Genomic DNA, 23576 nt, shown 5'->3' on the forward strand with positions numbered 1-23576 from the left:
GCCGCGGTGGCTTAGCTGGGTTAATTTGTTGACAGTTTTTTTGAGTAACCGACTAAATTTGATTACTGCAGGCCAACGCGCGTATGCTTATTTCCATCTTTATCCACCCGTTGATTGCTTGGATAAAGTAAATTTAACCATACTGGAAAAAGTCGGGCCAGGGAGAAGCATTCTGCTCTTTTTCTGAGACGGTCACGCTCTTTTTCTAATGCCTCATGGAGCAGGTAATGCTCTATGCCCTCAGCCAGCTTAACTGCATCGGGGGGAGTCAAAATTCCGTAGCGGCCAGAGTCCAAAATTTCTGACGGGCCACTGGGGCAATCCACCGCCACAACAGGTACACCAAGAGCCAAGGCCTCGACCAAGACTAGCGGCAAACCTTCAAAATGGGAGGATTGAGCTAATACACGCCCACATGACATGACAGGATATGGGTTTAAAAATCCAGGCAGTAAAACATACTCACTTGTGCCTAGCTCTGCAGCCTTTGCTTCAAGCAGCTCACGTTCGCTTCCTTCCCCTACAATGCAACAGCCAACTTCAAATCCTCGTTGCAGTAATAGTGCGTGTGCATCGAGAAGCAGAGAGAAGTTTTTTTGCCATTCTAACCGTCCGACTCCAATGATTGTTGGAAATTTATTTATAAAAGATTCGACATTCTTTGGCAGAGGAGATTTAGAAGCAGTCCGAATGGCATCAAGGTCGATTGGATTGTGTATGCGTATAAATTTTTCTTTGAGACAAGGGAATAATTGTTGACTTGAGCGCACAATGCCATCGCTCACGCATACTACTGTCTTGCATCTGGATGCCGCCCAACCGAACAAAATGCGATACAAGCGTTTATAAATATTACCGCGCTGTTCAAGGTAGCCAGACAAGTCTTTATGTAACCAGCCAATGGCTCGCCCAGGAGCAAAAAGTCCGGCTATAAAAAGGCTTTGTAACTCAAGGCTGCCAATAACAGTATTACTCATGCGTGTAATATCTTTGACACGTAACAAGTGATACAACATCTTACATGTCCCACCGCTTGACGGCATAGAAATGCTGACCCCATGAGGCAAGTGTTTATATAGCTCTGGTAGATAGCGCAAACAAACGATGACAACACTATGTTCTTTTTTTGCCAATTGTGCTGCTAATAGTAGAGCCATCTTTTCTCCGCCACCACCAACACTGTGCATGATAATGCAACATGATTTATTCACTATTTTTTCAAGCTTGCTATAATTTATTGCTGTCCCAAAGAAAAAGCATAAAGGCAAAAGCAGAAGTGTATTACGAAAATCATACAACCCTAAAAGGGCTGTAAAAGCCATAACACTCCAAGCCAAAAAGGCTGGGGCTGTAAATTCGAGGCAGGGATTATTGGAAACAAGGTTTCGCAAAAAAAACAATCGTCGTCCGAGCATAAAGAAAAGCAGTGCAACCCCTACTGCGAAAGGGATGCCGTAGCGTGCTGTGAAGGCCAATATGGCTGACATCTCACCAACATTTGTTTTTTTCCAATGAACAAGCTCACGGTCGTTCAGGTGCTTTTGGTATTCTTCTCCAGTGTAGAGATAGGGGAGATACCAGCTTCTTCCAGTTCCCCAAAAGGGGTGCTCTGCAATCACAGCTAAGCTGCCTCTAAATACTACAGCTCGCGGGTTTCCACTGGCAGCATACCCTTCAGTAATACGCTTAAATAAATTGGTATTCCCTTGAGGTATGCAATTTAAAGCAGAAGCGAAAACTATTACCCCAATGACAGCAAAGAGAAGATTTTTCTTCAGTTGTACAGCGCGATACATGAAAATCCAGACAAGTATTGCCACTATAACCAAGATTTGACCAGTTGTAGATCGGCAAGCTGCCATCATAAGGCATGAGCAAATAAAAACAATCCAGGAAATTATTTTCAATGGCTTTGATTTTTTTTGGCGCCCTACAGCCAGTAGGCCCACTGAAAGTGGGACAAACACCACTCCAACATGTGATGCAAAGATGGAAGCTTCTTCAAAAATACCATTGATTCTTGCTGCAGCCAGGACGTAGGCACCATCTTTATATAAATCATGTACTGCATCTTTCCATCGTGCTTCAAAGATTGAAGCTATAGATTTCAACAATGGATGAAGTGTGTTAATGATGCTTTGTATAAATGGATTTTCAGGAAGGGCATAAAGGTGGTACTCATGCCCCAACGGTGCCCTTAGATAAACAAAGGTGGCCTGGAGACAAAAGATTATAAATATGAATAAAAAAAGTGTGATAACACCATATAAAACTGCACGCTGGGATTGTTCGGTCTGGGTTATTACCACTCCCAGGAGTGCAAAGAGCGCTAAAAACGGTAGTTGAGCACAAAGCTTAATCAGATCAAAAAACACTGATTTTGCAATGACTTCTTGCCCAAAATAGTACGCACTATGCCAACTAGTAACTACCTGTATCAGCAGAAAAATGCTTAGCCAAGGTAAGGCGGGTCGAAAAAGATTGTACGCTCCGCGTATGGACCACCACCCAGAGTGATAGCCCCAGGCCATAAAAGGCACGAGTAGCCATATGAACAGGTGTTGTAAGTAGTAGTTGGGGAGGTTGGTGATCCAAACTTGCCACGCAGCACACGGGAAAAGAAAAAATGTTACGATAGAACGTATCGTCATAAGATATTTCTCTTTATGAAGTATAGCGCAACCTTGGTATATCCAACTATGGAAAATATCAGTTGCTTAACTGAATGAGTATTTCGCAGTAGGGCAGTTAAAAATAGCCGTGAGGGATAATATACCCCATGCAAAAAGCAAAGCTTGCGATATAATGTGGCTTTTTGTTTTGACAAGTTGTGGCAGTCAAGAAATTTTTTGAGATCATCAAGCGCTAGAAAAATTTCTTTTCGCTGTTCCAGGTTTGTACTTAGACTGATATCTTTACGAATATATGTGTATAAAGGTTCAGGGACACATCCAATAATTGGGTGGAGACTAAAAAGTTTTACAGAAAAAGCCATATCTTCCCCAATGCGACAATTTATAAATGATAATCCGTTGTCTACCAAAAAAGAACGTTTATAAATTTTATTGAAGACTGAATATAACAGTATTTTTTGTTCCAGAAGAGCTTCTGGGCTTTCTTCTTTAGGTGGAAGCACAACTTTATTTTTTATCCTATCTGTGATTGTAATACCACAGATTGCTACATCAGCCTGGCGCTCATCGATGCGCTGTAGCAGTTGTTCAAACATCTGAGGGCAAAGCTGGTCATCCACATCAACAAAGGCAACATATCTCCCTTTTGAAGCGGCGATGCCTGTGTTGCGCGCGGCTCCGGGGCCAAGGTTTTTCGGGAGGCGTAAAACTTGTACCAGAGAAGGAAAGCGTTGATGCCACGCAGAGCACCGCTCGTGTGTTTCATCACTTGAAGCATCGTCCACAAAAATGATTTCATCTGGGGGAGTGTTTTGCTCCAGCAGCCCTTTGACACAAGGGGTGATCCACTCCACCGCATTATATACAGGAACAATGACAGAAAGCAGAGGGACGGATTCGCGGACACTCATCATTCACCAGCATTTGCTTTATTAATCGACCCACCAGAACACTTTGAAAATATACATGGGTAAGTTCGTATCACCTGGATCAAAACAATCAAAAAAATACAACCCTCCGCAATGATTGGCAGAGAAATCGCCCCAACTAACCCGTATCGATCAGCAAGAAAAAGAGCGCAAGGTACGCTGATTAAGGCTGCTGCTACTTGAGCCAGCGTTAGCGTTGCTTCTTTTCCATGCGGTACTAAAATTTGAGGGCCAAGAATCATATTCAAGCTCAGTAATGGTACAACCATCGACAGAGCTTTTAACACCCAGACTGATGCAACATACGATTCGCCGAGAGCGATTCGCATGACCTCGGGCGCCAACACATAAAGTCCTACTCCAGCGCAGGTGCTAAGTAATAGACAGGCCCCGAGGGCCAGCTGCTGTATGCGGATTCGAGTATTACGATCGTCGTGCAGTGCACAAATTTCAGCAAATAGCGTTTGTGTGAGCGGATTACTCAAGCTCACTATTGCTCGAACTATTTTGTCCGCAGCAAGAAAAAATCCCATATCCCTTGCTGGCAGGATGCCCCCCAGCGCGAGATACGCCACACTTCCATAAAGTTGTCCGGCAATGCCTCCCCCAAAAAAAATCCGAGTTTGCCACAAAAGCGTGGATGCGGCTTTAATCGAAGTTTTTTGATAATACTGCCGACATATGCCAATGGTCAGCCAAAGATAGGCCCCACCTTTGCACAGGGCAAGAAGCGCCAAGTACCTTTCCCCGTCTTGAGGTTCGTGAACCAAAGCAAATGTCATAATCAACAATGCAGCACTGCTACCAACATCCCATAGTGCTAACCTGCGAATACTGCCATCACCCAATCCTTGGAGAAACCAAAGAGGATTTGCTCCGCGCGCTACTCCCGCGCCAATGGCCCAGAAGAACATATTGGGGGACTCTTTCGCGTGGGGAATTATTGGAAAAAGGAGGCAAGAAAGACTTATGACCAACATGGCAAGCAGAAATTTTGCAAGAAGTCCGTTGCTCCAAGCCACTGAAAGCCGTTCAGCATCATTCCTGTGAGATGCTATTTCTCGCACTCCCCCCAGCAAAAATCCCCAGTCAAGTACAAAGCCCACTATGATTGGAACAACACTCCAATACATAATCATGCCAAAGGCATCTGCTTTCAAAATCCGAGCTAGATAGGGGAGCGCGAGTAGTGGCAAAAAAATTTGTGCCGCCTGTATGCAGCCAAAAGAAAGAACTGCGCTTACAATTCTGCGTCGCCCTTTCCACCCAAATGACATGATTTTCATCGAGCTATATTGGTTGCAAGGTTTTGATAAATCGCATCATAGTTTTGTCTTACAATATCGATGCGATGGTTTTGTTCGACATAGTGGCGACCCGCCGCGCCCATCTGGTGCCGAAGTTCAGGGTCGTTAATCAAAATACGTATGTAGTGCTCCATTTCTGGGGCATTTTTAGCCACAAATCCATTGACACCATGCTGAACTACAGCCCGGTTGGGAGGAATGTCGGACACTACGACAGGCTTGCGTAACGACATTGCCTCAAGTAACGCATAAGAAAGACCATCCCACTGTGTTGGATGTACGAAAATATCCATGCTTGCCACGCAGTTCAGGGCGATTTTATTGTCAACCCAGCCCGTGCGTTTAACAAAAGCGGGGAGATCGCGTGAATCTGCTTTGGCTCCAACCCAAACCCAGCTGGCTTCATATTGTAAACTTGTTGCAGCATGAACAAACCAATCGAGTCCGTGCTGGTTCGTCAGCCTGCCACAAGTTCCTACTTGGATCTTGTTCGTTTCAGATTTTGGCGTACGTGTATCACTAATGGCATCGATCATTACAAGATCAATAGCATTGTGGGCTAAAAAAACCTTCTGCTCATCGCCCGACAGGCGTAGTGCCAACAGATATTCTTCATCGCCACAAGCCGCAATGGCAGTGCCTATTTTTGCTAGTCCCCACTCGATAGATCTAATGCCAGTTCGCGCAATTGCCCCAATGTCTGAGCGCAAAAAGGCGTAGGCATGTGGTGTGTACAGGGATGGAACTCCTGCGAGCCTAGAAGCGATTCTGCCAAAGACTCCTGCAATAGATGAATGGCAGTGTACCACATGGGGATTATTTTCAGAAATTATTTTTTTTAGTGATATAAGAGTAAATAAAATATGTGCTGGATTTGCTGACAAGTTCATATTTAGAGGGATAAAGTTAACATGATCTTGGAAATTGTCTCGAAAATTTTTTACTGTCTCGTTGCGGTTACTGTAAACTATAGTGTGCTGATAATTCTTTGTTAAACTTTTTGTTAAGAGTGAAAGAGCGGTAAGACAGCCACCGCCAAAAGATTCAACTATGTGTAGTATTCTACATTGCTCGGAGCTCACGCTGTACAACCCCTCTCGTCAGTGCTCGGCTGAAAGTCGCAGGTACTTGAAGCTACCCCTGCTAAACTAAGCATTTCAGATTGTTCAATGAAGGAACAAAGATTTAATGTAGTAAGCTTCTAAAAATTCTTTTGACTTTATATCTTATCACGTGGAGTCTCATAACTTCAAGACTTATTGTAAAACAAAGTTGAATCGTATGAATCAGCTGTTAGGTAATCCCCCCAGAAAAAAGTAGCGTTTAAAAGTAGAATTTCCGAGAATAGAGCAACCGGAGATTTTGCATGAAAACGTCCCGATTTAAACCGCGCAGGCGTCTAAAACGCGAAAAGCCGGAACCGCTTGCCGTACCGAAGGCCATAAATCAAGTATGGTCAATGGACTTTATGCACGATCAGTTGCAAAACGGTCGCTGTATACGCCTGTTGAACGTTATTGACGACTTTAACAGAGAAGGGCTTGGCATTGAGATCGACTTTTCACTTCCCTATGCTTATGGCCGGGCGCGCATGAGGTATCGCACGGCCATGTTTACAGGACGGTTTTCATCAGCTGTGGGGACAATGCGGCTGGCATCAAAGCCCCATGATGTCCCCTGTCCGTTGCCTCCTGACCCTCTATCTCCAGAGTTCCATGAATAAAATGGGCCACTACCCCACCCGCCTTTCCAGCCAATGGCATGCCCACCAAATGTTCCAGTTATATTTCGTATTGCATCTCCCTGCTGGATGCCGAGCGCTGCGCTATTGCCACCTTGGCCACGCAAAAAAAGCCCCCTTAAGTCAGGCACGGCCGGCCCCACCAAAGCAAACAGTTCTGGGTAAACTGCTGCGTTAATGGATTGTCCATTACATTCAAGCCAGTTATAGCTTCCGTCCGTATTTTGAAAATCGGCCGGATTTTGACCAACCGGCCAAGGTAAAATAAAGCCGACAGGTACACCCCCGACCGATTTTGCTTCTACTGCTACGGTTGTAGGATCAAAGCTGGTCGCGTCGGCCCCGCTGACTGGCGTCGGCAGTGTTGCAAGCAGAGGGAAAATCAGAAGACAAATAGTGAAAAATGAGCGAAGCCGTTGTAACATAGAAATTTCTCCTGGAGAAATGGGCTGGCCGCTCTGGCCAGCCCTTGTAGCATTCTCTAGTTGACGCCGAACACCTTCCAGGTCACGCCCACGGCCTGTTCAATCAGGTAGAGCTTTTCAAGAAGTGCCGCCTCATCTTTGCCCGTTGCTTCCGCTGCCGGGGATTTCAAACCGGAAAAGCTCATTGAAGAGTTCAGCTTGAAAGTCCAAGATAACGCATCGTCACGTTCAATTGTGAGCTTCAGTTTGGTGATCGAAAGCCCTGACGCAAGCCCTGCATCCGCGCTGGCTCTATCATTTTTGACAACAATCTGTACGTCCCCATCGTCATTGGTTCCGGCAAGGGTGATATGGCCAGCTTCAGAAAGCTGATAGGTAAAGTCATTGTGGGCAATCTGGAGGGATTCATTGTAAAGGCCGCGCAGTATAGCTTGCACGTCGGCCGAGGCTTCCGGCTGCTGAAGCTCCACGCCAAAAGTATTGGTCATGAGTTCTTCAAAGCTGGCCAAAAGCCCCTTGGCAGAGCAACTGACAAGCAATAAGCCAGAATGCATGTTCAGGGCCACGTCAACCAGGGCGGGGGACGGTTCAATATTTGGAAGCATCCGAAGTTTAACCAGTCCCTTCAGTTCTGCCTTTCGCTTTCGGCTGATGAACTTTTGTTCAGGGGTGCTCTCTTTTTCATTTTTCAGAGCTTCCGCGTATAGTTTTTTCAAGGCAGCCCCAGGGATGCTCCTTTTATCGCGTCGGAAAGTGAAACAAAGCCATTCCCCTTTTTCTGGAACTGACAGCGCCCAGGCCGTATCAAGCATGTCATCGATATTAGTCCAGCCCACAGCTATTTCTTCGGTTGTGAGGTCGTCAATGGGCCGAAAGGCATGGCGTTTCAGCTTGTCGGCTGTAACAGCAGCCGGATCATTGATGCGGTATACGGTCAGGTCAGTGCTTGTGCGCAAAAAGGCCATGGTAGTCTCCTGGAGGATGTTTATTTTTTGGTGAAATTCGGCTTGCCATCCTTCTCGAAGAAGGACGCTTTGCAGGCGGGATAACCTGAACAATTAAAGACGCTGAATACCTTTCGAGTTCGTTTGCTGATCCCCTTGAATGGGCGCAGCGGCTTACCACAATCCGGGCAGTTGAAACCAGAATCCTTGGGTTCTTCCCGTGCTGTCGGTTTGCCGGCCTGGTTATTGAAAGTGCTTTCGCAGTTCGGGCACTTAAAGAAATCATATGTTCCCGCGCCGTTTTTCTTTTTCCCCTTTAAGTGCTGAAGGGCTATACCGCATTTTTCGCATTTGAAATTCGTCTGCTCAGGGCCGCGCTTTTGTGCGCCAGGGCGTCCATGAACGTCAGGGAAAAAAACTGGCTTCCCATCAGGGTGCAGATCCTTTCGGAAGCAACTCCAGTATGGGCCTGTTTCACTTTGGCGCTTCTGGAGAGGCTTGCTGCAGGTGGAGCAGGGAAACACCGGGCCATCAGCTCTGATAGATGTCTGTCCGGAAAGTAAAGGCTCAAGCAACCTGGGCAGCGCTTGGAGCTGGTCCGCCATGAAGGCCTCCAGGGAATCTTTGCCTTCAGCAATGCTCTGAAGACGGCTTTCCCATTTGGCCGTGGTGACTGGATCTTTGAGCCCCTGTGGGGTGAGGTCAACGACCTGGCCGGCCAGGCGTGTGGAAACCAACGCTTTGCCCTGTGGGGTGAGATAGCCGCGCTTTTTAAGGGTCTCCAGGATGCCGGCACGGGTTGCTTCCGTACCTATCCCCTCATTTTCGCGCAGCGTAGCTTTGGCGGCTGCATCTTCAACAAACCTATGGATATTGGCCATGGCCTCAATAAGGCTACCTTCGGTGAAACGAGGGGGCGGGGTCGTTTTCTTTTTTTGAATGTCCACAACAACACAAGTCACGGTATCGCCCTGAGACACCGAAGGAAGGGACTGTTCTTTTTCCTGCTGTCCGTCTTCCTCATCCTCATGCGTCACGCTCGTCCAACCATGCTCCGTTATGTGCCGGCCAGTGGCTTCCCAGAGTGTATCCGCTGCCTTGACTTGAATTTTCTGGAAAACAAATTTCATGGCGGGATAGAACTGGAGGATATAGGCCGTGGCAATCATTTCATACACGGCCAACTCTTCAGCGGAGAGGGGGCCGGGAAGATCTCCTGTTGGAATGATCGCGTGGTGGGCTGTGACCTTTGCCGTGTTCCAAGCACTGGATTTCATCTGTGGGTCGGCACCATGTGCGGCCTTTTCCAAGTTCGGCTGGCAAGCCAGGGCCGACAGGATACGCCCCGCATCGTCCCATTGCTCAACCGGCAGATATGAGCAGTCTGAGCGTGGATAGGTAGTCAGCTTTTTTTCATAAAGACGCTGTGCTACATCAAGCACTTGTTGAGCGGTCATGCCCCATCGGGCTGATGCCGCTTTTTGAAGACTGGAGAGGCAATACGGCAGGGGAGGAGCTTTCTGTTTATTCTCTTTGACAACTGAAGCTACATCGCCTTGCTTGTCGCGTACTGCCTTGATAATCGATTCAGCGGCAACCAAGTCAATAAGGCGGCCTTGTGCGTCAAGGCCCGTTTGGAGTTCCCCTGGGACAAATTTCGCCGTGAACTGACCGGAAGGATGATCGAAGTGTCCTTGAAGGACCATATAGTCTTGGGCTTTGAAGGCGGAAATTTCCCGATCACGGGTAACAACGAGGTTCAGCACTGGCGTCTGAACCCGCCCGAGAGAAAGCGTGGCGGAAATACCGGCGTCCCTGCCCATATTTGTCAAAGCACGGGTAGCATTCAGGCCAATGAGCCAGTCAGCTTGGGAGCGGGCGCGGGCAGCGTCACGCAGCGGAGCATACCGAGTATTGCTGGTCAGGCTGTTCAAGGCCTTGGCCACAGAACGAGCATCAAGGGAGGCCAGCCAAATGCGCTCTACCGGCCCGTGATAACCAAAATGCTCCAGTACCTCATCCACAAGAAGTTGTCCCTCGCGGTCTGGGTCGCCAGCGTGGACGATAGACGCGGCCTGGCGGAGAAGATCACCAATGATTTTTATCTGGATGATGCAGCTTTCCCGAGGCTTCATTTTCCAAGTGGGCGGTATGATCGGGACAATGCTCCAATTGCTCCACGTTGGATCATAGTCGTCAGGGTTATAAAGTTCGAAAAGGTGTCCAAAGCACCAAGTTACAATGTCCGAGCCGCAGGTGATATAGCCATTGTTTTTGGCGCTGATGCCCAGAGATTCGGCAATGGCTCTGCCGAGGGATGGCTTTTCCGCAATGTAAAGTCGCATGGTTATTCCTTGCAGTCTGTGGAATTACTTAAAATCAACCGTTCCATCACGGGCTACAGAACCCCTGGCCAGACGTGGCTTGAAATGGCCGCTCACGATGGTGGCAAGCATGCCGAATAGAAACATGAAAGCCGCACCACAAATAAATGGGATTAACGTATCTTCGAACGTCACAGTTTTTACTCCTTGGGTAACACGATTCTAATTGCCGGCGCAGCTGGTTTCCCTGGTTGGCCAGAAAAGTAACCTGCTGAATTTTCAAGTATGGGCAAATTTGCCCCGTAGCACGATTTTTATTCAGACATAATTCTTCGCAGGTGCCCCAGAACTGCTGCCGCATAATTGCGGCCACGCTCCGGATTGCGATGGAGCGGCGTGTGGTAGTACGCGACGGCCCGCCAGTTCAGTCCGTGGCGTCTGATTTCCTGAGCCAAAATCCAGACGCCGATTTCGACATTGGCACGGGGGTCAAGCACCACTTCCAAGGGAAAACGGTATTTCTTAATCCAGTAGACATTGACCTGCATGATCCCAACATCGAAAGAGCGGCCAGCCTGAAAAGCGGCCCTGGCGACAGCCAAGGCCTCTTCACGTGATTTAGGCCGGACATCTCTGCCGGATATATTGATTATCCAGGGGTGCAGGCCGCTTTCCTGACGTGCGATCGCAAGAGCCAATACCTTGGGAACCCCATATTTTGCGCATGGAGTGTCAAAAAGTGGAGCCATGGCAATCTGGCGTTCTTTGACACCCGCAGCCAAAATAACAGAGGGAAGCAGCAACAAGCCAAAACAAACAATTATCCGGCAGAGATGACACATTATATTTCCAATCCTTCGTCCTGTATTTTTTGGACTTTTTTTGTTCTGGATCGGGCTTTTTGGAGGATGTCGAGATCCTGAGGGGCTTCCAGGCCCGCAGGGGCAAGAGGCTTCGCCTGATACAGAGGACGCGAGAAATCTATCTGCTGTCGCAGGGCGTTGAGCCCATGCAGGACATGCAGGTCGTTCCAGTCCTTCATCTTGCCGGCAGCTTCTTCTTTGCTGAACTGAGGGGCATAAACACTGCCGCCCACAGCCTCAGCCGCCAGCTTGGCCTTATTGATGCCGGGGTTGTATTGGTTGGTGGCGTCATTGTCCGCCATTATCGCAATGGGCTGTTCAGGTAATTTTTCGTGCAGCTCTTTGGCAACATGGAGCAAGTTTCCTGCGTCGAAGGCGCACACCACCGGCTGACCGGTGGCCATATGGATACTGGCGGCAGTCGCATACCCTTCGGCAATGAGGATCGGACCTTTGCCAAATTGCTTTTCCGGATCTATGACGTGGAACGAACCTGTTTTTTGGCTGCCACGCTCGAAAAGTTTGGCATCGGCAGTTATGGTCTGAAGAGTGCGAATGATACCGCTCGCATCACGCCCCGGAATCAGCAGATTGCCCTTGTCGTCCACCTTGATGCCGAAAGCGGGAACACCCTTGGCCTGGAGATAGGCTTCATTGCCGGTGGCCCAGGCGGGAGTATTTTTCCATATGGCGTAGCAGCGCTTTGCCGCCCGGTCATACTCTTCCTGACGTTTTTCTTGATCAGCTTTGCGCTTGGCCAAAGCCTCCTCACGCAGCCTGGCAATATCTTTCTGATCAAGCTTGTGGCCGCTGTACTTCCAGTTGGCGGTTTCGCCGGTGACGTGGTTCTGGAACCAACCGGCCGGGCGGCCGTCAAGGTTTCCCCTGTACGCGCCGTCACGCGCATGAGGTCGGTCAATGAGCGGGACGCGGTGTAACTGCCCGTCCATAATCGGGAGTTCCCCCTTCAGATCCAAGCCGGCATCGCGGAGCCGTTCCGCAAACTCGGCTTCAGGGGCAATCGCCGGGTAGGGCGGCTGCATTTTATTTTTTTCGGGAATCCAACGAGAAAGTTTTTCAAGGTCGCTTCCTTCAGGCGCGTACCAGCTTTTTTCTCTGCCATCCCACTTGGCGCCGAGTTGTTTGGCCTGGTTCTTTTCTTTGAACGGAACCATGAGGAAGATTTTTTCCGTGGCCGGATTGGCCGGAAGCTTCATGGCCTTGATGTTTTCTTTCTGTTGCGCTGCTTCCTGCTTGACGCCTTGTTCCTGAGTCAACTCCTTCTTCATTTCCAACCCCAGAACGTACTCCTTGATTTGTTCCGCGTCTCGGCAGGCCCGGACGATTTCATACGGGTCATTTTCCAGAGCTTTGATCCAGGAGCCCACATACGCTGCGTGTTGCTCCGGATCGTGCGGAATGCCGATGTCCTGGCCGAGCATCCAGGAGACGATTTCCGCCCGGAGTTCTTCCTGGGCGTACAGCTCGGATCCGAAGGGGCCGTTCTCTCGGTCCAGGCGTGTGGAGTGGCGCGTCCAGTGTCCCAATTCGTGCAAGGCTGTGCCATAGTACAGGCCGGGATTTTCGAAGTTTTCACGCGGAGGCAGGTGGATGGAGTCGGTCGAGTAGCGGTAAAAGGCTTGGTTGCTCTGGTCGTGATTGATGTTTGCGCCGGAAGCGGAGAGGATCTTTTCCGCTTTTTCCACGGGCTCCCATTCAAAGGCCTTGTCCGTAAGCTCCAACGGCGGCATCCCTTCGATCTGTTGTCCATTGAAAACATAGGCGAAGCGTATAAGCGGCTTGTCCAGTTCCACGGTCTGCTTTTGGGGTTTGCCGCCTTCGTCAAGTACAGGTTTGCCATCCTCGCCAACGCGATCCCGTTCTTCGGAAAACTGGTAATAGACCACGGGGGTGGCTTTGCTGCCGGTGATGATCCGAAGATCATTTTCGTTTGCCTGGCGCAGGGTCATCCAGCGAGGATCGTCGAAGCCGGAAAGAGCCAGGTGAACCCGGTTCATACCCCGATACACGGTGCCGGAAGCAGGATTATGCGGAGCCATGATGGTTTTGCCCGGATGCCAAGGCCGCTGCCAAGGGGCTGTCCCCGCCCTCAGGTGTTCAATGATTTTTTCAGCGAACTCCTCATGAAAAGGGCGGCGCTTGGGCTTAGAGGGGGTCTGCTGCTTATTTCCCTTCATAAATGACCTCCCCTTCAGCATTGATGGACAGTTCGATGTCGTCCATCATATCCACAAGAACAATGGCGTCTTCGGTAAACGCTCCCATGTAGTCGGCCACTTCGGGATCGACGGGGATACCAATGCCCGGATTGCCCGAAGCCTGTTGGGATATGACATTGGCCGTCGCCATCAACTCTTCAGTTGTCATAATCTTGCTCCTGAGAATTAACTGTGAGTATGGGTTGTATTTTGAGTAAGCTGGCGGCTGGTACAAAGCTGAAATAGCGGCCGTCAAAGCTCCAGCTCACTGGTGCAAGGACTAGAACCTGTTCAGGAGGAATGATTCCTGACTCCAGTAGTGAAATGATGCTGCGCCCATGCCGGTCCTGAGTCTGTCGGGCGCTGTGCGGTTGTGGAGTTCCGTTGATTGTGATTCCTTCAGATCCAACGCAGATATTGTCCCCCTCAATGCCCACCAGAAATTTGAGTAACTGCCTGGAGCCGTCAGGACACAGGCCGTCTCCTGTGTAGCCTCGGCTCTTGCCCAGATCGCCCCAGAAGGCAGGAGGGCAGAGCGCCACGATGTCGCCTCGCTGCGCAGGGCTATCCACAATGCGGTAAAGACCAAGGGGCATGGACGGCGTAAGGTTGATCCTGAACCCGACAAACCAGGCTCCTGCAATCGAAGTCCCCAGGCTAATGATTGTCAGAATCAGAAATGGCCAGCGCTGCATCGTAAATCTCTTCTTCAGGAGTAGAGGGTTTCGGTGTCTCGGACGCCTGCTTTTTCGGAAGGATTACATCAACATCTCCATGCAGCCGGTCTGTGGCCGGCGCAGGGATTTTGGCCCGTTGGGCAAACACAGGATCACGGAAATACAGAATCTGCTTGCCATACACAGGTGCGAACCCCGCTGTAAAAATGAGCATGTCACCAGCCTCCAGAATTTTTTCATCGGCGTCAGTGATAATGCCGGGCAGACGCATGCACTCATCGGGAGTCAGCAACGGGCGGGCGATTTCCTGGACACTTACGCTGGCATTTTTCAAATGCCCGGAGCGCGAACCAGATAGTGATGTTTTGTGTTCTATGACCGTAGTTTTGCCGGTCATGTCCGAAAGGATTTGGGCTGTTTCCATTTTGTTCGGCGCATAGGCAATGCGAACATGGCAGTTGGACAAAATGGCCTCTTCCTTGGAGTAGGCCTTTTGCAATTGAGATATATCCTGGACGATCAGGTAGGCTTTGATTCCGTAACCCGCCATATATGCCAGGGCGCGTTCGAGGATCGCCAGGTTCCCCAGGCTGGTAAATTCGTCCAGCATCAACAGCAAACGATGTTTGAAAAGGGAAATGGAGCGCCCGCCTTCAAAATCCATTTTTTCAGTGAGCCTGCACAAGATGACGTTGAAAATCAGGCGAGTGAGCGGGCGCAGGCGGTCAATGTCCGCCGGGCTGACAACAAAATACAGAGCCACCGGAACGTTGTGGTCCATGAGGTCTTCAATCTGGAAGTCACAATGACTCGTGGCATAAGCGACAGTGGGATCTTTGTAGATGGACAGATTGACGCCAGCGGTGCTTAAAACACCGGAGCGTTCTTTATCGGCCTTGTTGAGCATCTCTTTGGCCGAGGACGCGATATTAGTATGAACTTCATTGGCGAAGCGGGATTTTCCCTTCAGGACAGCGGCATGATCAAATTCGATCATCTCCACCAAAAGTTCTTCGGTATTTTTATCCGGGTCACTCAGCATCAAAGCGAAATCATACATGGTGGCTGTTCTACCCTTTTCTTGATGGACAATCAGGCAATGCAGAACTGCCGCCGTGAAAAAGGCAAATGCAGCTTTTTCAAAATATTCCTTGAGGCCTTCACCTTGTGGGTCAAGAATAATGGTGGCCACGGCCTGGGCATCCTGGACAGCTTCGTCTTGATAAAGACGAATTGTTTCAAGGGGATTAAACCGGGCTGTTTGAGTCACATCCTTTGGGTCGAATCTCAGAATTTTATGCCCTAGGCTCTTTCGCCAACCCGAGGTGAGGGCATAGTTTTCACCCTTGATGTCCAAGATAAGGACGCTTTCCAGCCAACTCAGAAGTGTCGGCAGCACAAGGCCGACCCCCTTACCGGAGCGCGTGGGAGCAAAGGCCAGAATATGGTGCGGGCCGTTGTGGCGCAGGTAAAGTTGTGTCTGGAAAGGGTGAAGCCCCTTAAAGAGCCGTTTGGCTGCCTCCTTGCCGGAAAATCGTTTAATCCAGCCTCCTACATAAACGCCCTTGCCGCCGAGGAAGCCCATTTGTTTTATTTCCTCTTCCTGCGCCCACTGCGCGCTGCCATGAATATTCTGCGTGCCTTTGGGACGGCGGCTGAAGGTGAACAAAAAACCGAGAATGACCATTTGCGGGAAGATGAAGACCATAAGCCCTTCAGAAATCGCTTGATCCATAGCAGCGCTGGAAGGCACTTGCCGCCACCAGGACAGCCATTTCCAGGGAGCATAGAAATGCCCCCAAAGCGGTTTCCCAAGAGCAGAGTGGAAGTTATAGGCCTCTGCAATGCCCTGTGTTGTCCACCATGACGCAGCCACAAGCAGGACAACGGTTGAGGCCAGGAAGACATAAAGCTTCCATAGTCCAGATTTCTTTTCTAACGGCAAACCGTATGAAGACTGAGTGCTCATCATTTACCTCATGGGAGCATACGGGGCTTCAAACACCAGGTCTTTTATAAGGACGATGTTGAAGCGGAAGCCCGGACGTATCTCTAGTGTCGGCTTGATATTGACGTTTTGCTGCAAAAGCTGAAGAGAGGCCTGCCCTAACTGAGTAGCCAGAGCTGTCCCCATTTCGTCACGAAGTGTAGGATTTTGATTACTGTTGCTGCTGCTTTCAGGGCGAAGAGAGTCAACCGCATAGGCGGTTCCACCGGAGATCAGGCTCATGATCATTGCAGAACCAAAGATGCGGAAGTAGTGATTGTTGACCTGATCCTCCACACCGCCATAGCCTGCCTGGTCAGTGCCGGGCATACTGTCGATCGTAATAGAAGAGCCATCAGGGAAGATAATCCGATTCCATGCGATGAGTACTCTGTCCTGGCCAACGGCAACGCGGGAATCATAAACACCCAAAAGGCGGCTGCCCTGTGGAATCAGCAAAAGTCGCCCTGTGGCCGTGTCGTAAACATTCTGCGAAACTTGGCCGATGATTTTTCCCGGCAGATCCGAGTTGACGCCTGTCAGCATGATGCCGGGGATGACCGTACCCGTCTTGATTTCGCACCGAGCCCCGGCTTGGCGTTGATGCCCTAGGGTCCACTCATCAGCACGCCGAGATCTGGTATCCAAAAATGCCTCTTTGTCACGGCGGTCACTGGCATCATATTGTTCACTGGACGACTCAGATGAAGATGCAGTCCTGGCTCCCTCAGAAGGCGAAATGTTTTGTCTCGTGACAACGCTATCAGGCCTTCGATTTTCCATAGAGATTGTGACCGCCAAGGGCGCTTGAAGCGCAGCCAGGTGCATCTGGGCTTTCATACGCCGGATTTGCTCAAGGTCCCGGCGTCTCGCCTCTTCTTCTGGCGTCATGGGCTTTTGTGTTGGGGATTCTTGAGGCTCGCCAATTGTCGGCAGGTTCGCCACGGGCTTTGCGGTGGCCAAACCACTTGAAGATGGAGCACCTTCAGTTAAAGGCAGATTGTCTGTTTGCGCAGCTCGCTCTTTTTGTTGATTTTGCTGTGTTTCGTTGCCCTTGCTGACGTCAAAAATGCTATAAACCAGTATTGATACCATGCCACTTAAAATTGCCACGATAACGAGCACAACCTTGCTGTTCATGCGAACAACTTTTGCCTTTGGAGGTTCAAAACCGTTTGGGCTTTCAGTTGGGAGAAGGGACATTTTCGTCTCCGATTAGGGAACCACTGGAGTGGTTTCTTTGGCGCATGTGGTCATAACAAATATTCGGCCGTAGTTTTCTTCAGGGTACACCCATCCCGTATTATCAAGGCTCAAACTTTTGTCGGGCGTCTGGACGCGGGCAAATACCTGCCACTCCGTGTCAGAAAGAGACACGGCCCAGGTTTGTACCGCCGTAAGGGGAGGGGCCTCAGGCCCGGCTTCGAAAATGGAAGGGGTTGTGAAGATGGCCGGCACTGTGTTTGTGCCTGTCGCGCAGGTGGGTTTCTCTATTCGGTCGCCGCTTTTGGCCACAGTGGTTTTTTTCAGTAATGAACTGTTTCCAGAGTCACCGATGATTTCAAGAGAGTTGTTACGACAGAGATAAAGGCCGTGGAGACGATCAAGGAAAACACGACCTTGTTCATCGGCAGACGTGCAGGACTCATCCGTGATTTCCCGTTCTACAAACTGTAGTTCAGAGACTCGGCGGATTGCATGATCCGTCATATCCAGTTCGGTTTGCATTGCGTTCAGTTCTGCATGGCCAGGGACGGCAACGCGATAGAGAAAATCTTGACCAAGAACCGAAGCGTCAAAGTTCGTCAATGCGCCAAGATGCCCCGCGCCTGGAGAAGGAATACCGAGAGCGGCCAATGAGAGTACCCATCCCCCTCCAGTGCCTTGTAGGGTGCCAGCAGTCTGGCCAGGGATGTCACCTGTGGGAACAAAGCCCCCTGAACCTCCCAGAAGAGCTGCTGCACTTGGAATCGTTGCTGTCGCAAAAGATGTTCCTTCTTCGTGTCCACGACCGCCAGTGGTCAGCACTATAGCCCGTAAATGTCCGCTGCTGGCATCCTTACGGATGTATATATTGTAATCTTGCCCCCATACGTTGGAATCTCTGAAACCATCGGGGAGCAGTCCGTCATTGACTAGCTGCGTTACTGTGATCACCGGGCCAGAGCTTGCCGAAGATTGCGAGGCCAAATCATTATGGTGCTTGCGCACATAGCTGGCTGAAGCCCGATTGACCAAGGCTAAATGATCGGCAGCTTGGCGCTTTTGGGTTTCAACGAAACCTGTTTTCATAAGATTTGCCAACATCGGCATAATGATGGCAGCGATGAGGAGAGCGCCGATAACTTCAATAAGTTTCATAGAATCACCTTACCTCGATAACGCTGACCAAGCTGCCAGAAGGGATAAATTCCGGCAGTGGAGTGAGCCCATCTGGGACAAGTCTTCCGTCTGAAGCACGGCCCACAGCCAAGCTGCCTTGGAAAATGTCCCTTACAGCCGAAATTTCTTCAGCAGAGGCTGGTCCGTATACATAGCAGCGCCCTCCTTCTATCCGTGCTGTCCAGTAGCGCAGTGCATGCCATTCCGTCGGCAGATCCAGGTCGGCTTGGGCTATAGGGCCATTAGCCCGATGCTTAAAGGCATGAAGGAACGCCGCATTACGGAATACCGCATAGTTCAGGGCAATACTTCTGGCTCCAGTTTCAATGCTGTCGGTCTGCGGGGCAGGAGAAAGAACGGCTAGAACGCCGAGCAGCAAAGCAAGGACTGCCAGCGCCTTCATATGCCTCGTTCTCCTTTTGTGACAATTCTGGCCTTGAGTTGCCGCATATCATCGGGGAGAGTTTGGAACTTTCCCTCCCGTAGTTTGGCTCTGATTCCGCGAGATTCGTCTGTAAAGGGAAGAAGAAGAAACTGAGGAGATGTTAGTTCGCGCTGGCCAGCTGCATCGCTTTCAAGAGAAAGATGAATGATCGCCACCAAGGCGTCAGATAGGTTTTGTGCTGCGGATTCTCCGTCTTGCTCTCTGGCCCAGGTCAGGAGCCTTTCAAGCGCAGTGATCACGTCCTGCCCGTGAATTGTGGCCACCACAAGTTGACGACTGGATCCAAGTGAAACGCGCAGAGCTTCAAAAGCCGCGTGGCGAGTTCGGATTTCACCGATGAAAATTATATCTGGAGAGGCATATCTATGAGCGCGTTCGATCTCTTGGGCCAGCTCAGACTCGTTGGAGATTTCTTTCTGGAAGCAATATCCAAAACTGCCCCAAGCGCCGGCAAGAGGGAGTTCCACAGGCACTTCGAAAGTGACTCCATGCCCTCCATGTAGCTCAAGGCGTTGGGCGACGAAGGCACTGGCAGTCGTTGTTTTTCCAGAACCTTGTGCGCCGGAAAATAAAATTAGGCCCTGGTTCTGAGACAGAAGCCAGGATGTAACCACCGGATTTAGACCTAAAGAGTCAAACTGTGGAACAGTGTCAGCAAGCCTGCGCAAAAACCATGTACGTTTACCATCCACATCATCAATTCGAGCCACTCGATATGTGATGTCATTGTGGTTATAGCGCATTGCAGCCTTACAATGCTGTTCCAAGCGGCTGGATAGATTCGCAACCTCTTCTTCGCAGTCCGTAGGCAAGGGGAGTAAATGGGAGCCACAGCCGGGGCTGCCTTTTAGCCGCGCTGTTCCGTCAGGAAAAAGAATCAGGTCGCTGAAAACTTCGTGCGCAAGAGGCATGGTCAACGAACCTCATAAGCAATGGTGTTGACAGATGTACAGTTATTTACAATGTCGGAGACATTGTTATCTGCACTGAGTGCATTTCCATTTACTTCTACGGAAAGCCATGCATCAGATTGAAACTTTGCCAACTGGGTGCATTCTTCCTGGGGAATCCCTGACAGTTCGATGGTGAAGCTTCCATTCGAAGAGTTGGTGGAAAGGGCTATTTCTCCACCCCAGGGAGTCTTCAAAGATGAGCCTTTAATAAGGCTTTTGGGGACGATTCCAGCCTTGATTGCTGTTTCACTGTCCAGACCGCTGTAATCCGAGGAGCCTGAGAAAAATTGCTGGATTTGCATCCTCATACTCACAAGGTCCTGCTCCAAAGAAACAACTTTGCTTCTGGAAAAACCAGTGTTCAGATACACAGCGGAGCCGGCAATAACTACGAGAGCGATCAAAAGAGCCCCAAGGACTTCCATCATATTCATCGGATACCACCCATTGTTTGAGCTGAAAGTTGCGCCTGTAAATCCATGACGGACAAGGCGACCAAGAGCATTTGACCAATAATGAAGAGGAGAAAGGCTATATTCAAAATGCGGGCTTTCCGCTGGATGGCGGCAATGCCTTCGTGCAGCCAGTCGCGCGAAAGATTGTGAAGCTGTTCCTTGAAATGAGGCAGGGTTGCGTAAGTGCGAAAATCGTCAATGAGGACACGATCAGGGAAACCCATGCCACTGAGGTGCATGGCATTCCCTAAATTTTCTCCACGAATGACATAATCGTTAATAGCTTTTACTCGTTCACGCAGGTATGGACTGATCGCCTCCGAACTCAACATTGTTTTGAGTATTTCAGAAATTTGTTTGCCGGAGCGCATAAGTGTTGCCAAGGTGAATAGCCAGACGCTACCCACCATCAGGCGATACATGGACCAGGGAGCAAATCCATCAGCAATTTTTCGGGTCTGTCCCGTCCATATGGGGAGAGTTATAATAACGCCCAGGCATGCGGCGACGGAAAAAATAAAGAAAACCCCTCCGGCCCAGGAACCCAAGAAAGAGCTTATGAGATAAAGGCCACGAGCAAAGCCCGTCCACTGGCGAGGGTCTGACAAATGTACCAATTCTGGCATGACGTAAAAAGAAACTGTGGTCAGCATTGCTACAGCAAGAAGTAGCAGGAAAAGGGGGTAAGCCAGCGCCCCGACAACAGCCCCAGAGATCCTTTTTCGAGAATCTATCAGCTCCGCAGCCAATTTTAGCCCTTCTGACAATCTGCCAGCCTTTTGGGCAGAGGTGATCAGCATGATCTCTTCAGGTGAGGCATATCCGGTGAATGCCGTACCAAGTTGGTGTCCGCTCCCCATCCGTTCCAGAACACGGTCAAAAATTGACGCGAGAGCTGGATTGCGCCGTTGCACCTGATCACGCAGTAGGGGCAAACTGTCTTTGAGGGGTAGCCCATAGTGGGCTTGTGTTGCCAGTTTGTTCCAAGTTCGACTGCGCGTGGCCGCGTCAAAAGAGAGACGTGCAAAAAGGTTTTTGATATTCATATGCCGCCTCTGTCCGACAACTCAAAAAATTTGTTGAACGTCCACGGAACCCCCAAGCGTTGTTCAGCCAGAACAGGATCAACCAAGCCTTGTGTAACGTGCTGGAGCGCATGGTCAATGTAGGTCATGCCCCCTTTCTGGCGCCAAAGCGCGTGGGCATCGGGCAGTTTCCCTGCGCGGAGAAGACTCAGTATATCCATATCCAGTACGATGACTTCAGCTGCGACCGTTTGTTCTTTGAGCCCACGTGAGCAGTGTTCGCAGCCTTCGTAGTTGACAACGAACAAGCCATCATGTCTGGAATCCCCCTCTATTTCTTCCAGCTCCAACGGGCGAGCGAGGCGCTCGTAAACATCTTCAGGGATGTGTTGGCTGCGTTCTTCTGAGGAGAGTTCGCGCCAAGCCTTTTTGCAGTGAGGGCAAAGTTTTGGGATCAGGCGTTGATATTCGAGGCCAGCCAGTACGTTGGGATCACAGAGAACATCGAGGGGATCTCGATAGCCGGCAGAACGGAGCAGGCTTTCGAAACGAGTGATGATACCGAAACCATTATTGGCATGCAGGGTAGCCCAAACCGCCTGGCCAGTTAGAGCTGCATCAATAGCGGCAACAGCAGCTTCAGGGTAGCGGATTTCACCAATCATCAGTACATCTGAATCTGAGCGCATGGCTCCAGCAATGGCATTGATGTACGCTGCTGCCCGTTTGGCACGATCGTAGTCACCTTCAGCCTTGGTGGTGACTTTGATCTGGTTGACATCGCGCATGTGGAATTCAGGCGGGTCTTCAACAGAGTGATATGCTTTTTCAGGGCTCGTTTCTGTCTGGGACTCCATTGTATGTTTCAGAACTGTAGATTTTCCGTGTCCAGTGGGGCCAGAGATGATCGTCAGTCCTGTCCGCTTTGTGAGAAAAGACATGCCTTCGCACTGTTTTTCTGCAAAACCGAGAGCAGTCAGGCGTTCCTCAAGCCGCCCTGTGGCCATTGTGGCATCATAGAGCAGGCGCAGAGCCATAAACGTGCCTGTACCATTTTCCGCATGGGCGCATTCTATGGGTTCAGTATGAATACGGACGGAATGGACTCCCTCGGGAAGGTAGTCGCGTTTGACAATACGCCCATCCAGACGCTCAATGTTGTTGAAGGCCTCGCTGTCGGCAGATTGCCCAAGAATCCCGTAGATAGTGCTGATCATCTGCCGTCCGGTTTCAGCCTCCATCTGCGAATCTTCGCATAACATGCCAAGAATACGGAATTTGATGCGGGTATAAGTGCCTGTATCAACTATATGGATATCTGATGCTCCGGCCTTGTGGGCTCGTGCAATCAGGTCAATGGCTAACTGCTGGATTTCATTATCCCCACGGGCGTGGCGCATTGCGTACTTTGCATACTGCTCTTCAAAATCTTTGGGCTTATGAACCTTGGGGGAGCCAATGCCACGCCGGCGCAACCTGGCAACCAGGCCAAGCATATCCACCTGCCCCTTAAGGTCTTCCGAGATATGCAGGACGCCATCGATCAAGGCAACTTTGCCACGGACTTTGTCCGAAACTTGTTCAAAATCTTTATCAAAAAACAAAGCCTCAGGAGCGGGATGGATGGTGTTCTGGGGGTCCATACTTTCCTCACTCAAAAGGGAGTGTGTTGATTTGATTCCCGCGTTTCACAAGCACTGCCTGGCGCGAGATGGCTGTTACTACGGAATCACCGAGCCGAGAGCCTATGCGCACGACTGTTTGCCCAGAGCCAGTACGAACCGTTGCTGAAAGGTTGTCCCCAACCCCCTGCACGGAAAGCACCGCTAGGTTTGCCCTACGAGAGTTGCTAGTGGGTACGGAGGCCTGCGGAGACGGACTTGGCGGTGTAAAAGCCGGGAGAGACAGGCTTGGAAGAGGTTCCGTAATCCGTTGCGAACGGGTGGCTCCGTCTTTTTTTGCGGTCAGCTCGGCAATCTGAAGCTCCAGTTTTAGTTCTTCCACTTGGCTTTTCAGGGCCGTGATTTTTCCCAAATTCCCGGCTTCAACAATGACGGCAGGGTTTGTACTTGCCTGATGTTGCCCTTGGGGAGGGGCATCGCTCTCAGGACCCTCAGATTTCTGTGGCGGGAGCTTGGGCTTGGCTGTCGATGAAATTGGCGGCAATGGGGGAGGAGTCTGCTGTGTCCACAGCAGAAAGCTGAAAATTAGCAGCAGGGTAATGGCTGCACCCCAAATTATTTTTGCTCTTTTTGTGATTTGCATGG

The 23576-nt window shown here is 50.2% G+C and carries 20 protein-coding genes and 1 pseudogene; 1 reads left to right on the forward strand and 20 read right to left on the reverse strand.

Annotated features, from left to right (window positions below):
- Positions 1-62 precede the first annotated feature (62 nt).
- The 4 genes from ACZ495_RS01590 to ACZ495_RS01605 form a co-directional block, all read right to left on the reverse strand.
- Positions 63-2375 (reverse strand): glycosyltransferase, encoded by a 2313-nt coding sequence (locus ACZ495_RS01590; RefSeq protein ID WP_407844087.1) that lies wholly within the window; start codon positions 2373-2375, stop codon positions 63-65.
- 272 nt (positions 2376-2647) lie between these two features.
- The gene (locus ACZ495_RS01595; protein WP_407844088.1) at positions 2648-3547 is read right to left on the reverse strand and encodes a glycosyltransferase family 2 protein; all 900 of its coding nucleotides are present in this window, start codon (positions 3545-3547) and stop codon (positions 2648-2650) included.
- Entirely contained in the window at positions 3544-4848 is a 1305-nt protein-coding gene (locus tag ACZ495_RS01600) for a lipopolysaccharide biosynthesis protein (RefSeq protein ID WP_407844089.1), read from the reverse strand. The genes ACZ495_RS01595 and ACZ495_RS01600 overlap by 4 nt, the downstream gene beginning before the upstream one ends.
- Positions 4845-5951, reverse strand: coding sequence for a glycosyltransferase (locus ACZ495_RS01605; RefSeq protein WP_407844090.1), 1107 nt, complete (start codon positions 5949-5951; stop codon positions 4845-4847). The genes ACZ495_RS01600 and ACZ495_RS01605 overlap by 4 nt, the downstream gene beginning before the upstream one ends.
- A 296-nt stretch (positions 5952-6247) precedes the next feature.
- Here ACZ495_RS01605 and ACZ495_RS01610 point away from each other — a divergent pair.
- Positions 6248-6439 (forward strand): annotated as a pseudogene (locus ACZ495_RS01610) (IS3 family transposase); the annotation flags it as partial.
- A 5-nt stretch (positions 6440-6444) separates the two neighbouring features.
- Here ACZ495_RS01610 and ACZ495_RS01615 read toward each other — a convergent pair.
- The 16 genes from ACZ495_RS01615 to ACZ495_RS01690 form a co-directional block, all read right to left on the reverse strand.
- Positions 6445-7035 carry a phage tail protein gene (locus ACZ495_RS01615; RefSeq protein ID WP_407844091.1) on the reverse strand — a complete coding sequence of 197 codons (591 nt, stop codon included), beginning with the start codon at positions 7033-7035 and terminating at the stop codon, positions 6445-6447.
- A gap of 56 nt (positions 7036-7091) precedes the next feature.
- Complete coding sequence (rdgC, locus tag ACZ495_RS01620) at positions 7092-8000, reverse strand: recombination-associated protein RdgC (RefSeq protein WP_407844092.1); 909 nt, start codon at positions 7998-8000, stop codon at positions 7092-7094.
- Positions 8001-8020: 20 nt separating this feature from the next.
- Positions 8021-10324 (reverse strand): DNA topoisomerase 3, encoded by a 2304-nt coding sequence (locus ACZ495_RS01625; protein ID WP_407844093.1) that lies wholly within the window; start codon positions 10322-10324, stop codon positions 8021-8023.
- 293 nt (positions 10325-10617) lie between these two features.
- Entirely contained in the window at positions 10618-11145 is a 528-nt protein-coding gene (locus ACZ495_RS01630) for a lytic transglycosylase domain-containing protein (protein ID WP_407844095.1), read from the reverse strand.
- A complete protein-coding gene (locus ACZ495_RS01635; RefSeq protein ID WP_464262522.1) occupies positions 11145-13385 on the reverse strand; it encodes a zincin-like metallopeptidase domain-containing protein in 2241 nt (746 codons plus the stop codon). Before ACZ495_RS01635 ends, ACZ495_RS01630 begins: the two co-directional genes overlap by 1 nt.
- Complete coding sequence (locus ACZ495_RS01640) at positions 13351-13554, reverse strand: hypothetical protein (protein WP_407844097.1); 204 nt, start codon at positions 13552-13554, stop codon at positions 13351-13353. Before ACZ495_RS01640 ends, ACZ495_RS01635 begins: the two co-directional genes overlap by 35 nt.
- Positions 13544-14080 (reverse strand): conjugative transfer signal peptidase TraF, encoded by a 537-nt coding sequence (gene traF, locus ACZ495_RS01645; protein ID WP_407844098.1) that lies wholly within the window; start codon positions 14078-14080, stop codon positions 13544-13546. The genes ACZ495_RS01640 and traF overlap by 11 nt, the downstream gene beginning before the upstream one ends.
- Complete coding sequence (locus ACZ495_RS01650; RefSeq protein ID WP_464262523.1) at positions 14043-16034, reverse strand: type IV secretory system conjugative DNA transfer family protein; 1992 nt, start codon at positions 16032-16034, stop codon at positions 14043-14045. The genes traF and ACZ495_RS01650 overlap by 38 nt, the downstream gene beginning before the upstream one ends.
- Positions 16035-17252 carry a TrbI/VirB10 family protein gene (locus ACZ495_RS01655; RefSeq protein ID WP_464262524.1) on the reverse strand — a complete coding sequence of 406 codons (1218 nt, stop codon included), beginning with the start codon at positions 17250-17252 and terminating at the stop codon, positions 16035-16037.
- A 12-nt stretch (positions 17253-17264) separates the two neighbouring features.
- On the reverse strand, positions 17265-18410 hold the full coding sequence (gene pilV, locus ACZ495_RS01660) for a shufflon system plasmid conjugative transfer pilus tip adhesin PilV (RefSeq protein WP_464262525.1): 1146 nt from the start codon (positions 18408-18410) through the stop codon (positions 17265-17267).
- Positions 18411-18414: 4 nt separating this feature from the next.
- Entirely contained in the window at positions 18415-18834 is a 420-nt protein-coding gene (gene pilM / locus ACZ495_RS01665; protein WP_407844102.1) for a type IV pilus biogenesis protein PilM, read from the reverse strand.
- On the reverse strand, positions 18831-19787 hold the full coding sequence (locus ACZ495_RS01670) for an ATPase, T2SS/T4P/T4SS family (RefSeq protein WP_407845244.1): 957 nt from the start codon (positions 19785-19787) through the stop codon (positions 18831-18833). The genes pilM and ACZ495_RS01670 overlap by 4 nt, the downstream gene beginning before the upstream one ends.
- A gap of 2 nt (positions 19788-19789) precedes the next feature.
- Complete coding sequence (locus ACZ495_RS01675; RefSeq protein ID WP_407844103.1) at positions 19790-20263, reverse strand: type 4 pilus major pilin; 474 nt, start codon at positions 20261-20263, stop codon at positions 19790-19792.
- Positions 20260-21330: a type II secretion system F family protein gene (locus ACZ495_RS01680; protein ID WP_407844104.1), complete on the reverse strand. Its 1071-nt coding sequence runs from the start codon at positions 21328-21330 to the stop codon at positions 20260-20262. The genes ACZ495_RS01675 and ACZ495_RS01680 overlap by 4 nt, the downstream gene beginning before the upstream one ends.
- Positions 21327-22952, reverse strand: a complete 1626-nt coding sequence (locus ACZ495_RS01685; RefSeq protein ID WP_407844105.1) for an ATPase, T2SS/T4P/T4SS family — start codon at positions 22950-22952, stop codon at positions 21327-21329. The genes ACZ495_RS01680 and ACZ495_RS01685 overlap by 4 nt, the downstream gene beginning before the upstream one ends.
- 7 nt (positions 22953-22959) lie before the next feature.
- Positions 22960-23574: a hypothetical protein gene (locus tag ACZ495_RS01690; RefSeq protein ID WP_407844106.1), complete on the reverse strand. Its 615-nt coding sequence runs from the start codon at positions 23572-23574 to the stop codon at positions 22960-22962.
- Positions 23575-23576: the final 2 nt, after the last annotated feature.

The organism is Desulfovibrio sp. GTC20076 (genome assembly GCF_055385905.1).